The sequence below is a fragment of the Obesumbacterium proteus genome, from assembly GCF_001586165.1.
GTDB lineage: Bacteria > Pseudomonadota > Gammaproteobacteria > Enterobacterales > Enterobacteriaceae > Hafnia > Hafnia protea.
Map to the genome: position 1 here is coordinate 1,420,169 of NZ_CP014608.1, position 13,472 is coordinate 1,433,640.

11 protein-coding genes and 1 other RNA gene are annotated in these 13,472 nt (G+C 51.2%); 7 read left to right on the top strand and 5 right to left on the bottom strand.

Translation table 11 applies throughout. The features are described from left to right. Positions 1–2: 2 nt before the first annotated feature. From diaA to DSM2777_RS06630, 3 genes are read right to left on the bottom strand one after another with little or no spacing between them, the layout of a single operon-like run. Positions 3–593: a DnaA initiator-associating protein DiaA gene (gene diaA, locus DSM2777_RS06620; RefSeq protein WP_025801152.1), complete on the bottom strand. Its 591-nt coding sequence runs from the start codon at positions 591–593 to the stop codon at positions 3–5. A gap of 39 nt (positions 594–632) precedes the next feature. Then, positions 633–1,043 carry a YraN family protein gene (locus DSM2777_RS06625; RefSeq protein WP_046459261.1) on the bottom strand — a complete coding sequence of 137 codons (411 nt, stop codon included), beginning with the start codon at positions 1,041–1,043 and terminating at the stop codon, positions 633–635. Further along, a complete protein-coding gene (locus DSM2777_RS06630; RefSeq protein WP_061553491.1) occupies positions 1,001–3,043 on the bottom strand; it encodes a penicillin-binding protein activator in 2,043 nt (680 codons plus the stop codon). The genes DSM2777_RS06625 and DSM2777_RS06630 overlap by 43 nt, the downstream gene beginning before the upstream one ends. A gap of 62 nt (positions 3,044–3,105) precedes the next feature. Here DSM2777_RS06630 and rsmI point away from each other — a divergent pair, with 62 nt between their 5' ends. Both rsmI and rnpB read left to right on the top strand, forming a co-directional pair. Then, positions 3,106–3,975, top strand: a complete 870-nt coding sequence (gene rsmI / locus DSM2777_RS06635; RefSeq protein WP_040046162.1) for a 16S rRNA (cytidine(1402)-2'-O)-methyltransferase — start codon at positions 3,106–3,108, stop codon at positions 3,973–3,975. 25 nt (positions 3,976–4,000) lie between these two features. Further along, positions 4,001–4,378: RNase P RNA component class A (gene rnpB, locus DSM2777_RS06640), an RNA gene on the top strand. A 60-nt stretch (positions 4,379–4,438) separates the two neighbouring features. Here the strand turns inward: rnpB and DSM2777_RS06645 are convergent. Next, positions 4,439–5,140 (bottom strand): YtjB family periplasmic protein, encoded by a 702-nt coding sequence (locus DSM2777_RS06645; protein ID WP_061553492.1) that lies wholly within the window; start codon positions 5,138–5,140, stop codon positions 4,439–4,441. Between the two features lie 111 nt (positions 5,141–5,251). On the opposite strand from DSM2777_RS06645, the gene serB reads away from it, so the two are divergent. The 4 genes from serB to DSM2777_RS06665 all read left to right on the top strand — a co-directional run bounded on the left by serB (position 5,252) and on the right by DSM2777_RS06665 (position 11,359). Beyond that, positions 5,252–6,229, top strand: coding sequence for a phosphoserine phosphatase (gene serB / locus DSM2777_RS06650; RefSeq protein ID WP_061555343.1), 978 nt, complete (start codon positions 5,252–5,254; stop codon positions 6,227–6,229). Positions 6,230–6,413: 184 nt separating this feature from the next. Then, complete coding sequence (gene radA / locus DSM2777_RS06655; RefSeq protein ID WP_046459233.1) at positions 6,414–7,796, top strand: DNA repair protein RadA; 1,383 nt, start codon at positions 6,414–6,416, stop codon at positions 7,794–7,796. An 86-nt stretch (positions 7,797–7,882) separates the two neighbouring features. Further along, positions 7,883–9,124 carry a multifunctional transcriptional regulator/nicotinamide-nucleotide adenylyltransferase/ribosylnicotinamide kinase NadR gene (gene nadR, locus DSM2777_RS06660; RefSeq protein WP_046459232.1) on the top strand — a complete coding sequence of 414 codons (1,242 nt, stop codon included), beginning with the start codon at positions 7,883–7,885 and terminating at the stop codon, positions 9,122–9,124. A gap of 447 nt (positions 9,125–9,571) precedes the next feature. Then, positions 9,572–11,359, top strand: coding sequence for a DUF3300 domain-containing protein (locus DSM2777_RS06665; RefSeq protein WP_061553493.1), 1,788 nt, complete (start codon positions 9,572–9,574; stop codon positions 11,357–11,359). 45 nt (positions 11,360–11,404) lie between these two features. Here the strand turns inward: DSM2777_RS06665 and DSM2777_RS06670 are convergent, their stop codons facing one another. Beyond that, entirely contained in the window at positions 11,405–12,406 is a 1,002-nt protein-coding gene (locus DSM2777_RS06670) for a zinc-binding alcohol dehydrogenase family protein (RefSeq protein ID WP_061553494.1), read from the bottom strand. A 117-nt stretch (positions 12,407–12,523) separates the two neighbouring features. On the opposite strand from DSM2777_RS06670, the gene DSM2777_RS06675 reads away from it, so the two are divergent. After that, positions 12,524–13,429 carry a LysR family transcriptional regulator gene (locus DSM2777_RS06675; protein WP_061553495.1) on the top strand — a complete coding sequence of 302 codons (906 nt, stop codon included), beginning with the start codon at positions 12,524–12,526 and terminating at the stop codon, positions 13,427–13,429. The last annotated feature ends 43 nt before the right edge of the window (positions 13,430–13,472 follow it).

Genomic DNA, 13,472 nt, shown 5'->3' on the forward strand with positions numbered 1-13,472 from the left:
CTTCAATCATCCTGATGGGGGAACAACGTATTATCAATTAAGTCACAAAGGCAGTTAACCGTAAGCATATGCATTTCTTGTATGCGTGCGCTACGGTGTGAAGGAATGCGGATTTCCACATCCTGCTGGCCAAGTAAACCGGCCAGCTCACCGCCGTCATAGCCTGTCAGCGCAACAATCGTCATATCGCGAGTTACCGCGGCTTCCACGGCTTTCACGATATCGCGGCTATTCCCGCGCGTTGAAATTGCCAGTAGCACATCACCTGCATGGCCGAGTGCGCGAACCTGTTTGGCATACATTTCATCATGCAGCCGATCGTTGCCTATGGCAGTTAAGACCACGTTATCGGCATTTAGTGCAATCGCCGGCAAACTTGGGCGTTCAGTTTCATAACGGTTGATCATGCTGGCGGCAAAATGCTGGGCGTTTGCGGCAGAGGTGCCGTTACCGCAGCAGAGAATTTTATTGCCGTTCAGTAATGACTGTACCAGCGTCATTGCTGCACGCGAAATAGCGTCAGGCAAGGCTTCAGCCGCAGCAATCTGAGTTTGAATACTTTCTGTAAAACAGCCTTTGATTCTTTCCAGCACGGTAAAATTGTCCATTGGTTCAAGGCGCGACGGGCGAAATTATTCGGCCGCTGCAAATGCGTTTGGCAACCATTGTAACTGGCTACCGGTGATTGCCAAAACATCAAAGCGACAATCCGTGGTGTCGAAGCTGCCACCGCGTTCCGCCAACCAGATTGCTGCACTGTGCAACAACCGGCGTTGTTTGGTGTAACTGACTGACGCAGCCGCGTCGCCATAAAGAGAGGTGCGACGATAGCGAACTTCAACGAAAACCCACGTTTCGCCATCGCGCATAATAAGATCTAACTCGCCGCCACGTAGCGTGACGTTAGCGGCGTAAAAATGAAGTCCGGCACGTTCAAGGTATTGGCGCGCAATCATTTCATACTGTGCACCAATTTGGCGTCGGTCTACTTTTTTCCTACTTACTGCATCGGCACTATGCTTCCTGCACGGTACTGGAGCCATGGCAACTTCCTGTTGATGACGCAGTTGCTGTCCGCACTGAGAACACCGGTGGAGCCATTCAATTGGAAACCACCAATTTGGCGCATCTGCGAGAAGTGATTTGCCAGCACCCAAGCATCGGCACCCATGGCATACAGGCGAACCAGAGAGTAGTCATTTTTGAACTGAGATGCGGCTTGTTGCAACAACGCAGGGTTGCTTCCCGCCAGCAACGGAATATCGCTGAACTGCAATCCGTCCATTTCTAAACGGAAATCAGGGCCAGAGCCCGCTTGGTAGCTGCGTGAGCTCGCGTACAGGCCTAATCCGCTATGCGAACCGTTAGCCAGATCGATCATCGGCTTAATCAGCGTCAGTTCCGCAGGCGTGGCAATGATGTATACCGCATCGACTTTACCGCTGGAGGTGGAAACCGCGCCAGCATCAGCCGGAGGCGCAGGGATAGTTAAACCAGCGATGGTCACGGATTGAGGCTGTGAGGCTGAGGCTACCATAACGGGTTGCCCTGTCATGCGAATACCTGTGCCGCCGTTAATTGACTGACGCAGTTCACCCGTTGAGCCGAAGCCCTGTTGTAACACGGTTGAACCACCCAGTTGCTGCCATTCCTGAGCAAAGGCTTTCGCTACGCGATCGCCTAATGAGCCACGTGGGGTCAAAATGAGCGGAGTACGTTTGCCTTGCTCCCAAATATGTTTAGCCGCATCGCGTGCTTCATTTTCAGGAGACAGTGCGAAGTAGCAGATATTGGGATTGTTTTGCACCTGTTCTGGCTGATTCAGCGCCAGTACGTTTAATGGCGTGCTGCCAGCGGATAACTGATCCACGTTTTCTTTCAGCAGTGGACCAACAACCAACGTCGCACCGTCTTGCTTCGCCTGAGCGAGCAGGGCGGGTAGAGGCTGAGAGCTGGTGTCATACACTTTAATCTGCGCATTGCTGGCAGACGGCGGCACGATAGGGGCAACAGGCATGCCGTCAGCGTCGGTTTGTGCTGCTGGCGTCGCTTCCGCTACGGGCGCGGCTCCACTGGTGCTGACGGCGCCGTTAGCGTTAGGATCGGTGCTGGTTGGCTGGGCGGCGTTGGCATCGTCTGGGGCTGCCGCTGGCTGTGGCTGGCTTGGCGCGCTTTGGGTGATAACGCCATTTTTAGCGGCGTTAAAACCTGCTTGGATCGCGTTAGCGAAAACCTGTGCCTGACCGTTTAGTGGCAACAGCAGAGCTACGCTTGAGGTTGATGCCTGTTTAAAATTCAGCACGTTATCCAGCGCGGTTGGCAGTACTTTGGAGGCCGGATTGTTTGGATAGCGAGTTTGCCAATCTTTGATCGCGGCTTTCAGCAGGCTTGGATCTTGCTTGTTGTCTTGATACAGACGCAGCAAATCCAGCCAGCCTTGCAGAATATTTTCGTCGGCGTTAATCACCAGACTATTCAGGTCTGCCTGCGTTAGCTGAGTTAATGCAGCCCAAGTACCATTGATATTTTGCAGACGCAGTTTGTCATTGAGCAACGGCTCTTGAGCGATATAGGCGCGAATAACCGGCAATGAGGCTTTGCCTTGGCTGGCGTCGATAACCGCTTGGTAGTAGCGGGCTTTCTGGCTGTTAGACAGCGAGTCGACGTTTAATTTGGCTAAAATCGCCGAAGCGTTAGGCATGTTTTTTTGCGCGATGCTGAGCTCAGCGCTAACCAACTGCTGTTCCTGACGTTGGACATCAGTTAGCTCTTGCGGTAGTTTGCCCAGCAATTCCGCCGCTTGTGGGAGCTTTCCTTCGCGGATCAGGGAACGAATGGCGAGTAATTGCCAGTCAGCCTTGTTATCATCGCTGCTCTGCTGCATTTGTTGCAGATAGTATTCGGATGAGGCCGATGCTTCAGCCTGAATATTTGCCGCAGGCGTCTGTGGAGCTTGTCCCGAGCACGCAGCCATTAACATAGCGGCGAGAACTACGGGGATAATGCGTCCGGACTTGGTGCGGACAATGAGTGAGGAAAGCATACTGTATCCAGTGCAGTTTTTTCAAAGATGCTCAATATTAAATCGGTAAACCGGATGAAACAATGAATCAAGACGATCAAGCTGTAATTTCTGCTGCAACGCTGTATGTCGTTCCTACGCCAATCGGGAATCGCGGTGATATTACCCAGCGAGCGTTGGATACTTTGCAAGCGGTCGATTTGATAGCAGCAGAAGATACGCGACACACTGGCCTACTGCTACAGCATTTTGCTATTAATGCCCGACTATTCGCTTTGCACGACCATAATGAACAACAAAAAGCAGACCAGCTTATTGCAAAACTTCAAGAAGGTCAGAGTATTGCGTTGGTTTCTGATGCGGGCACGCCGCTGATTAACGATCCGGGCTATCACTTGGTTCGTCGCTGTCGTGAAGTGGGTATTCGCGTGGTTCCGCTGCCGGGCGCCTGTGCCGCAATTACCGCGTTGTGCGCGTCTGGCATTGCGTCCGACCGCTTCTGCTATGAAGGCTTTCTGCCTGCCAAAACAAAATCGCGTAAAGACACGCTTCAGGCTTTATTAGAAGAGCCTCGCACGCTGATTTTTTATGAATCAACGCATCGCTTGATTGATAGCCTGAAAGATATGGTTGAAGTCATGGGGCGCGACCGCTACGTGGTGTTAGCGCGTGAGCTGACCAAAACGTGGGAAAATATCCACGGTGCGCCAGTCGGCGAGCTACTCGACTGGGTATTGGAAGATGATATGCGACGCCGCGGTGAAATGGTGCTGATCGTCGAAGGCCATAAAGCCGATGAAGATGCATTACCAGCCGATGCGCTGCGCACATTAGCACTGCTGCAAAAAGAGCTGCCGTTGAAAAAAGCCGCTGCTTTAGCCGCCGAAATTCACGGCGTGAAGAAGAATGCGCTGTATAAATACGCGCTTGAGAATGCAGAGGGTGACAAATAGGGCGTAATGCCCTATTATCCGCCGCGGAGTTGACTAGACAGTCGCCGCTTCATTGCCGTCCCCTTCGGGGAGACAGATGGAGGGGAGGAAAGTCCGGGCTCCATAGGGCAGGGTGCCAGGTAACGCCTGGGAGGCGCAAGCCTACGACAAGTGCAACAGAGAGCAAACCGCCGATGGCCCACGCAAGTGGGATCAGGTAAGGGTGAAAGGGTGCGGTAAGAGCGCACTGCGCGGCTGGCAACAGTCCGTGGCATGGTAAACTCCACCCGGAGCAAGGCCAAATAGGGGTTCACATGGTACGGCCCGTACTGAACCCGGGTAGGCTGCTTGAGCCAGTGAGCGATTGCTGGCCTAGACGAATGACTGTCCACGACAGAACCCGGCTTACCGGTCAACTCCCTCATTCGTTAAAAAGCCCCGCGAAGCATATGCTTGGCGGGGCTTTTTGCATTCAGCGACTTAATTACGGTTTCTTCGGGTCTTTTTCCAATGTGTCAGGGCGTTCGGTGGTAGAATCATCATCGTTTTGATCGTCAGGATCTTCTTCCACCGGCGTATTTGCCGTCAGTAAATAAGTTGATTGTTGCCAACGTGAACGACGCGTTTGCAGCAGTGAGCGCGCCAAGATAATGCCAATCGCCAGCGACAGTAACATCATCAAACGCAACAGGTTCGTGGTGTTATCCACCTGCTGAGATTCCGTGGCTAACACATGTGTATCCAGCGTTAAGCGCAGAAAGCCAATTGGGCCATCTTTAGCCTTAATCATTTGCACGATTTGATGATTGAAATAGCTGCCAGCGCGCTTTCCATCCAGCGCTAACCTGTCACGAACGGCCACCTTTTCGCCGGAACGCGCAACCATGGTGCCATCAACGTCATACACACTGGCGTCTAAAATACGACTATGCTCTGTCAGTCGATTCAGAATCTGAGTAATTTTGTCGCTGTCAGGATCGTCATTGCCGGTATTCATCAACGGGATGAGGCGATCGGAAACCTGTTCGGCCAGCGTTTGTGCCAGTTCTTCAACCTGCTCAGAACGCGCCATTTGGTGGCTCAAACTGAAATAGGATGCTCCCTGCATCAGAAGCACCAATAAGGCCAAACAAATCAGCACAATAGCGGTGCGGTGTAGCCTGAATTTAATTTTAGCCTTAACCATAGCTAGCCCTATAAGACGTTTATTACTTTATGTTGCCAGAAGCCTTACCGATAGGATAGCTTGATGCTCGGTTTTGTGGTGGCGAATGAAGTCTTCCAAGGAGTAGTTGTTATGCCAAACAGTCTGACTTATTGCGATTTGCCAGCAGAAATTTATCGTTGGCCGGGTTTACCCCTTTCTCTCAGCGGCGACGAAGTCATGCCGTTAGATTATCGCGCAGGTCACACCGGATGGCTTCTGTATGGACGCAATCTGGATAAGACCGCGTTATGCGCCTTCCAGCGCCGTCTTGGTGCCGCCATGGTGGTGGTGACCGCATGGTGTATTGAAGATTATCAGGTGATCCGTTTAGCGGGTAACCTGCCGTCGCGGGCGAAAAAGCTGGCCGATGAGCAAGGGCTAGACATTGCTACGCTGGGTAAAATCCCGCATCTTCGCACGCCCGGTTTGTTGGTGATGGACATGGATTCCACCGCGATCCAAATTGAATGCATTGATGAAATTGCTAAACTGGCCGGTGTGGGGGAAGAGGTTTCTGAAGTCACCGAACGTGCGATGCGCGGCGAATTAGACTTTAAAGCCAGCCTGCGAGAGCGTGTCGGTAAGCTGAAAGATACCGATGTTTCAGTGCTAGAAACGGTGCGTTCTTCGTTGCCGCTGATGCCGGGGTTGAGCAGCTTAGTACGTAAGCTTCAATCGTTAGATTGGCATGTAGCCATTGCCTCCGGTGGTTTTACCTATTTCGCCGATCACCTGCGCGATCGTTTTGATTTGGTGGATGCGGTGTCTAATCATCTGGAAGTTAAGGATGGTAAACTTACCGGCAAAGTGGTCGGCCCCATTGTGGATGCTCAGTACAAAGCTGAGACGCTGATAAAACTCGCCGAAAAATTGGAGATCCCGCTGTCGCAAACTGTTGCGATTGGCGATGGTGCCAACGATTTAAAAATGATTCAGGCGGCGGGATTAGGCGTAGCGTTTCATGCGAAGCCGAAAGTCTATGCTCAGGCCTCGGTGGCTATTCGTCATGCTGATTTGATGGGCGTGCTGTGCGTGCTGAGTGCCAGTTTGAAGCACGAGGAGCGGTAATTTTCCTCTCTTCCAGCCTCCTCCCTGATAAGGGGGGAGGAGCACTGCGTATTTTATCCTTTCTCTTTTATGCAAAGGAGAGAGTTATTACCGTAAAGTCTGTATAAAAAAACAGTAATATTCTCTCATCTCCTGTTAGAATTCCCCCTATCTATTTGTGACTAAAACCGTTCTAGGAGTCTCCGTGGCGAAAGCAATTAAACGAGCCTTTGTCTGCAACGAATGTGGCGCTGATTACCCGCGTTGGCAGGGGCAGTGCAGCGCCTGTCAGGCGTGGAATAGCATTACTGAAGTACGCTTGGCGGCTTCGCCAGCGGTGGCGCGTGCGGAACGGTTGTCTGGCTATGCGGGCGATGCTGGCGTTAGCAAGGTGCAAAAACTCTCGGATATCAGCCTTGAGGCGTTGCCACGCTTTTCAACCGGATTTGCTGAGTTTGACCGCGTGTTAGGCGGCGGCGTGGTGCCGGGCAGTGCGATTCTGATCGGTGGTAACCCCGGTGCGGGGAAAAGTACGTTGCTGCTGCAAACCCTGTGCAAATTGTCTCAGCAAATGAAAACGCTGTATGTCACAGGGGAAGAGTCGTTGCAGCAGGTCGCGATGCGAGCGCACCGTTTGGGACTGCCTACCGATGGCTTGAATATGCTGTCAGAAACCAGCATTGAACAAATTTGCCTGATCGCCGAACAAGAGCAGCCGAAGCTGATGGTTATCGACTCCATTCAGGTGATGCACATGGCAGACATTCAATCGTCGCCGGGCAGCGTGGCGCAGGTACGTGAAACGGCGGCGTATTTGACCCGTTTTGCTAAAACGCGCGGCGTGGCTATCGTGATGGTTGGCCATGTAACCAAAGACGGCTCGCTGGCGGGGCCGAAAGTGTTGGAGCACTGCATCGACTGCTCCGTGCTGTTGGATGGGGATGCTGACTCGCGTTTTCGTACTCTGCGCAGCCATAAAAACCGTTTTGGCGCCGTGAACGAGCTGGGCGTATTTGCCATGACAGAGCAGGGGCTGCGTGAGGTGAGCAATCCTTCGGCTATCTTCTTGAGCCGTGGCGAAGAGATTACCTCCGGAAGCTCTGTGATGGTGGTATGGGAAGGTACGCGCCCGCTGTTGGTGGAGATTCAGGCGCTGGTGGATACCTCGATGATGTCAAATCCGCGCCGCGTTGCGGTGGGATTAGAGCAAAACCGTTTAGCAATTTTGCTGGCGGTGTTGCATCGTCATGGGGGCTTGCAGATGGCCGATCAGGACGTTTTCGTTAACGTTGTGGGCGGGGTGAAAGTGACTGAAACCGGCGCAGACCTCGCGCTGCTGATGTCTTTAGTCTCTAGCCTGCGCGATCGTCCGTTGCCGCAGGATTTGGTGGTATTTGGTGAAGTTGGGCTAGCGGGAGAAGTTCGTCCGGTGACCAGCGGTCAGGAGCGCATTTCTGAGGCGGCAAAACATGGCTTTAAACGTGCCATCGTTCCCCATGCCAATATGCCGAAAAAGCCGTTGCCGAATATGCAGGTCTTTGGAGTGAAAAAGCTGTCTGACGCCTTGGATGTCTTGCAAGATTTATGATGATTACAGCGGCACTTGTGCTACTTTTGTTTAGTTAACTAAACCCGTTAGTTGAATTATTTTGGGTATAAACAGAGGAAGCGCGAATGTCGCAATTTGATTATCTAAAAACCGCCATTAAGCAAAAAGGCTGCACGTTACAGCAGGTGGCGGACGCTAGCGGGATGACCAAAGGCTACCTTAGCCAGTTGCTAAACGAGAAAATTAAAAGCCCGAGTGCGCAAAAACTTGAGGCGATTCACCGCTTCCTCGATATTGAATTCCCGCGCAAGGTTAAAAGCGTTGGCGTGGTATTCGGTAAGTTTTATCCCCTGCACACGGGCCATATCTATCTTATACAACGCGCATGTAGCCAAGTTGATGAGCTGCATGTGATTTTGTGCCATGACGAACCACGCGATCGTGAGCTGTTTGAAAACAGCGCGATGTCACAGCAGCCAACGGTAAGCGATCGACTCCGCTGGTTGTTGCAGACCTTCAAGTATCAAAAAAATATTCGCATTCACTCCTTTGATGAGCAAGGGATTGAGCCTTATCCCCATGGCTGGAAAGTGTGGAGCGATGGCATGAAGGCGTTTATGGCAGAAAACGGGATTACCCCAAGTGTGATTTACTCGGGTGATAGCCAAGATGCGCCGGTGTATCACGAGTTCTTTGGCATGGAAACCTTGCTGATTGATCCTGAACGTTCGTTTATGAATATCAGCGGTGGGCAAATCCGCCACGATCCTTTCCGCTATTGGGATTATATCCCTACTGAAGTGAAACCTTTCTTTGTCCGTACCGTGGCGATCCTCGGTGGAGAATCCAGCGGGAAATCGACGCTGGTCAATAAGCTAGCCAATATCTTTAATACCACCAGTGCTTGGGAATATGGCCGCGATTATGTCTTCTCACATCTTGGTGGCGATGAGATGGCGCTCCAATATTCTGACTATGACAAAATTGCCTTAGGTCACGCGCAATATATTGATTTTGCAGTGAAGTATGCGAATAAGGTGGCTTTTATCGATACCGATTTTGTTACTACTCAGGCGTTTTGCAAAAAATATGAAGGCCGTGAACACCCATTTGTGCAGGCGTTGATCGATGAGTATCGCTTTGATCTGATTATTCTATTGGAAAACAATACGCCGTGGGTGGCTGATGGTTTACGTAGTTTAGGTAGTTCGACAGAACGCCGCGAGTTTCAGGATTTGCTTGAGCAGATGCTGCGAAAAAATAATATGGAATTTGTGCGCGTCGAATCCTCCGACTACGACGAGCGTTTTTTACGCTGCGTTGAGCTGGTGAAACAGATGTTGGGGGAGAGCGGTGAGCGCTCTTAGCCCGTATAGGCGATAATGTCTGAGAGCCGCATGACTTTATTATGTGACTTATTGTTATTAAGTATGTGTTTCTCCGACAAGAAGCATTCCTTATTTGAATAACTTCGTTTTTTATATTTAAACTTATAATGCTTAAGCGGCTTTATTCTGTGTTATCTATGGTTTGAACCTATTTGGTGTTTATTTTCTCATTGATTAATATGACTTTTTTTATGCCCTTAATACCCTTGTTTGTATTGTGTGTATTGACGGGTTTATAGAGACAAAAATATCTGCTTTATTTCTCCTTTATTCCCTCTGCTTCTCCCCATCAACTAATGCTGTAGTGTGCTGTCATACATAATATTGAAACGGTCCATTTTAATTAATTGAGTTTCTGTGTTTGAGCGTGCGTTGTGATTAAGCACAGCACTATGCATTCAGAATGTTGATTTCTGGAGAGTCAGAATGAATATGTCATTTAAACCGTCAGTGATTGCGCTGCTTTGCGGCGTTGGTGCGGTTGCCATTGCGGGGACAGTATTAGTGAAAAATGGGTATATTTCGTGGCAACAGCCTCAGGCCGCACAGACTCAGCCTGAAGCGCCAACGTCGGCTGCCGTAACGAAAACTTTTACCCAGCCGCAGCTTGATCAACTGGTTGCGCCAATCGCGCTTTATCCCGATCCGGTGCTGGCGCAAATTCTGATGGCTTCTACTTATCCCTCTAACGTTGTTCAGGCGGTTCAGTGGTCGCGCGATAATCCAAAGGCACAGGGAGATTCAGCGGTTAAGCGGGTGGCGAATCAACCGTGGGATCCTAGTGTGAAATCGCTGGTCGCGCTGCCGCAGCTTTTAGCGTTGATGGGAGAAAACCCTGAGTGGGTGCAAAACCTAGGGGATGCATTTTTAGCTCAGCCAGATGACGTGATGAATACCGTGCAGAAATTGCGGCAGGCGGCGCAGAAGAATGGCTCGCTAACGTCAAATGCTCAGCAGAAAGTGATTATTCAGCCAGCGAATACGGCCCGTATTCCCAGTAAATCAACGACCGTGGTGACCTCCCAGCCACAAACCATCATTATTGAGCCAACTAATCCGCAGGTTGTGTATGTCCCAAGCTACAACCCGAATGTGGTGTACGGCACTTGGGCTACGCCCGCCTATCCGCCGGTTTATCTACCGCCGCCTCCGGGGGAACAATTTACCAATGGATTAGTTTCCGGCATCGGGTTCGGTATTGGAGTGGCGACCACCTATGCTCTGTTTAGCAGCCTCGATTGGCATGATGACGATCACCATCACCATGACGACGATCACCATCACGATGACGATCATCACCACGATGATGGGTATCATGATGACGGCCACGGCGGGAATTACCATCAGGGTAATAACTACGTGAACAACAGCCATGTGAATATCAACGTTAATAACTATAACCACATTACCGGCGGGAACATCGGTGGGGCGACTCAATGGCAGCACAATCCTGCTTATCGCGCTGGCGTACCGTATCACGATCCTGCTACGTCGCAGAGATTCGTATCTGGAGCAACACAGGCCAACGTGGGCGGCAATTCGGCCAATAAAATTGACCTCAGCTCGCTGCATCAGCCAGTTGGAAATCAGCCGGTTTTATCAGGACAGACTCATTTATCGGCGAACCCAAATCTCACGCCCAGCAACCACAGTGCTAACTTACCTCGGCCCGATGGTGGGGCAGCCCATATGAATAGCGCAGGCTTGCAACGTCAAAATGCAGCCGCGGTGTTTAATCGTCAAACGAATGGGGAGTCATTGGGTCATGCGGCGGTTAATCAGCCCGAGCTGCGTCGGCAAAATGCGGAATCTGTGCTGCATAATCGTACTGAATCATCAACGCCGATGCGTGCACCCATAAATCAGCATACCGCCGTAACCAGAAATACCGCGGAACAGCGTGTTGAGCGTGTGAGTCAGCCCAATATTCAGCATGTTAATGCTCCGCAAAACCATATGTTGCAGAATAATTTTCAACAGCAGGAGCGACAACAGCAGGTTCGGCAAGAACAGGCTCGGCAACAAATAGTGCCGCGTTTTAATCAGCAGCATGAGAATCTTTTTAGCGGTAACGCCGGTGGGGCACCGAATTGGCATCCGCAGCAAGAACGTGGAAATCAAGGTCACCCCATGATGCGCAGCCTGCCGGAACATAGCGTACCGGCGCATCCGGTATTACCAGAACATAATAATTTTCAGGTGCATCAGCGCTAAATAGCACATTAAGCCTCTCCGTGGGGAGAGGCTTAATACTGTGAATTAAAACTCAATCACCATCTTGCCACGCATCCGGCCTTCGGCAACTTTGCTATGCGCCTTTTCCAAATTTTCGATAGAGAAGCCGTGCAGCGTGTCGCTGAGCGTGCCCTGCAGTTTGCCCTCATCGACTAACTTAGCCACCTGCTGAAGGATTTTGCCTTGTTCAGCGATATCTGGTGTGTTGAACATGCTGCGGGTGTACATGAATTCCCAATGCAGAGCCGCACTTTTCATTTTTAACGCAGACTGATCCAGCGGCTGGCTGTTTTCTACGATGGTACAGATTTGTCCCTGTGGGGCGATTAAATCGCAGATGGCGGCCCAGTGTCCGTCGGTATCATTCAAACAGAAGATGTAATCGACCTGTTTGATATCGTGCTTGGCAAGCTCACCTTTTAGGTCATGCCAGTCAACGGTGAGATCGGCGCCACGATCGAGACACCATTGCGCAGACGAGGCATTTGAAGCCGTCGCAATCACTTTTACTTTGGCGTTTAATGCGGCAAGTGAAATCGCCAATGAGCCAACGCCGCCTGCGCCGCCGATGATCAACAAGGTTTTGTCGGCGTCAGCATCTTGAACTTTCAGGCGTTCGAATAAGCCTTCCCAAGCCGTTAGCGTGGTTAATGGCATGGCTGCGGCCTGCGCCCAGTTCATGCTTTGTGGCTTATGTGAAACGATACGCGAGTCGATCAGCTGCTGAGTGCTGTTACTGCCAGGGCGAGTAATGTCACCCGCGTACCAGACTTCATCGCCAACCTTGAATCCAGTGGCCTTGCTTCCAACGGCGAGTACCACGCCGCTGGCGTCCCAGCCTAATACACGCGGCTGTTCCAAACCGTTTTTAATCAGGCTCTCACGTACTTTGGTATCAACCGGATTAATCGAGACGGCTTTAACATCGACCAGCAAATCGTAATCAGCTGGCGCGGAGATGTGTGGGTGAATAACGGTGAATTCTTTCGGGTTAGCAGGATCGATGGCGATAGCGGTTATAGTCATTGTAGGGCTCCAAAATAGAAACTGCGTTGAATGAAGTTAGTGTAGTTGAGCTGTTTTTCGATGATAAGATGGACAATCATTAACGCAGTGTTCTTTTATGGCGAACAATGAGGCGAGATGTTTAATCAACTACAGGACATGGCGCTGTTTGCGCTGGTGGTGGAGTGTGGAAGTTTTACGGCTGCTGCACAGCGAGCCGGGCTACCTAAATCCAGCGTTAGCCAGCGAGTCAGCAATTTAGAGCAGCAGCTTGGACTGCGGCTTCTCAATCGCACCACTCGGCAACTCAATCTTACCTACGCGGGAGAGCGTTATTTGGTGCATTGCCGCGAAATGATCCAAGCCGCTGAGCGCGCGGATCTTAGCTTGCAACGCCTGAAAGAGAATCCGAGTGGACGCCTGCGGATCACGGCACCCGCGGGGATTGCTGTAACGCTATTGGCGCATGTGTGTAGTGATTTCCGCGTAAGCTACCCAGACGTGAGCTTAGAAGTTTACGTTTCAGACGTGATGAACGATCTGGTTCAAGATGGGTTTGATGTCGCGCTGCGCACGGGGAAGCCGCAGGATTCTTCGTTGGTGGGGCGCCGTCTGGGATATTCTCCGCGCTATCTTTTGGCCACTCCGACTTATCTTTCGCGCTTCCCGTCGCTTGAGCATCCTAAACAGTTAGAGCAACACCAGTGTATCGCGCACCGTGCATGGCATGAGTGGGTGTTACAGCGTAAAGGGGAGTTCTATCGTTGGGAGCTGCCGATGGATCACGCCGCCGATAATTTGTTGTATGTGCGGGAGTGCGTACTAGCTGGTGCGGGGATCTCATTACTGCCTGCGTTTTTGTCGCAGGATTTGGTCGATCAAGAGCGTTTGGTGCGTGTCTTGCCCGGTTGGGAAGCTGAGGGGAATGAGCTGTATCTGGTTTATCCAAGCCGCAAGCTGAACTCACCTGCACTCGACCGATTCATTGAGGTTGCATTAAATCATCGCGCTTTTGCTCAATACAATCAGGCGCTACGCGATTAGTTGGCAGGCGTTGAGAGAGATAAAAGGCTCCCTTTGATAGGTA

Excerpts from the sequence above, each read along its gene's own strand:
- DSM2777_RS06625 (WP_046459261.1), bottom strand. The coding sequence starts at position 1,043 with ATGGCTCCAGTACCGTGCAGGAAGCATAGTGCCGATGCAGTAAGTAGG.
- DSM2777_RS06630 (WP_061553491.1), bottom strand. The coding sequence starts at position 3,043 with ATGCTTTCCTCACTCATTGTCCGCACCAAGTCCGGACGCATTATCCCC.
- rsmI (WP_040046162.1), top strand. The coding sequence starts at position 3,106 with ATGAATCAAGACGATCAAGCTGTAATTTCTGCTGCAACGCTGTATGTC.
- DSM2777_RS06645 (WP_061553492.1), bottom strand. The coding sequence starts at position 5,140 with ATGGTTAAGGCTAAAATTAAATTCAGGCTACACCGCACCGCTATTGTG.
- serB (WP_061555343.1), top strand. The coding sequence starts at position 5,252 with ATGCCAAACAGTCTGACTTATTGCGATTTGCCAGCAGAAATTTATCGT.
- nadR (WP_046459232.1), top strand. The coding sequence starts at position 7,883 with ATGTCGCAATTTGATTATCTAAAAACCGCCATTAAGCAAAAAGGCTGC.
- DSM2777_RS06665 (WP_061553493.1), top strand. The coding sequence starts at position 9,572 with ATGAATATGTCATTTAAACCGTCAGTGATTGCGCTGCTTTGCGGCGTT.
- DSM2777_RS06670 (WP_061553494.1), bottom strand. The coding sequence starts at position 12,406 with ATGACTATAACCGCTATCGCCATCGATCCTGCTAACCCGAAAGAATTC.
- DSM2777_RS06675 (WP_061553495.1), top strand. The coding sequence starts at position 12,524 with ATGTTTAATCAACTACAGGACATGGCGCTGTTTGCGCTGGTGGTGGAG.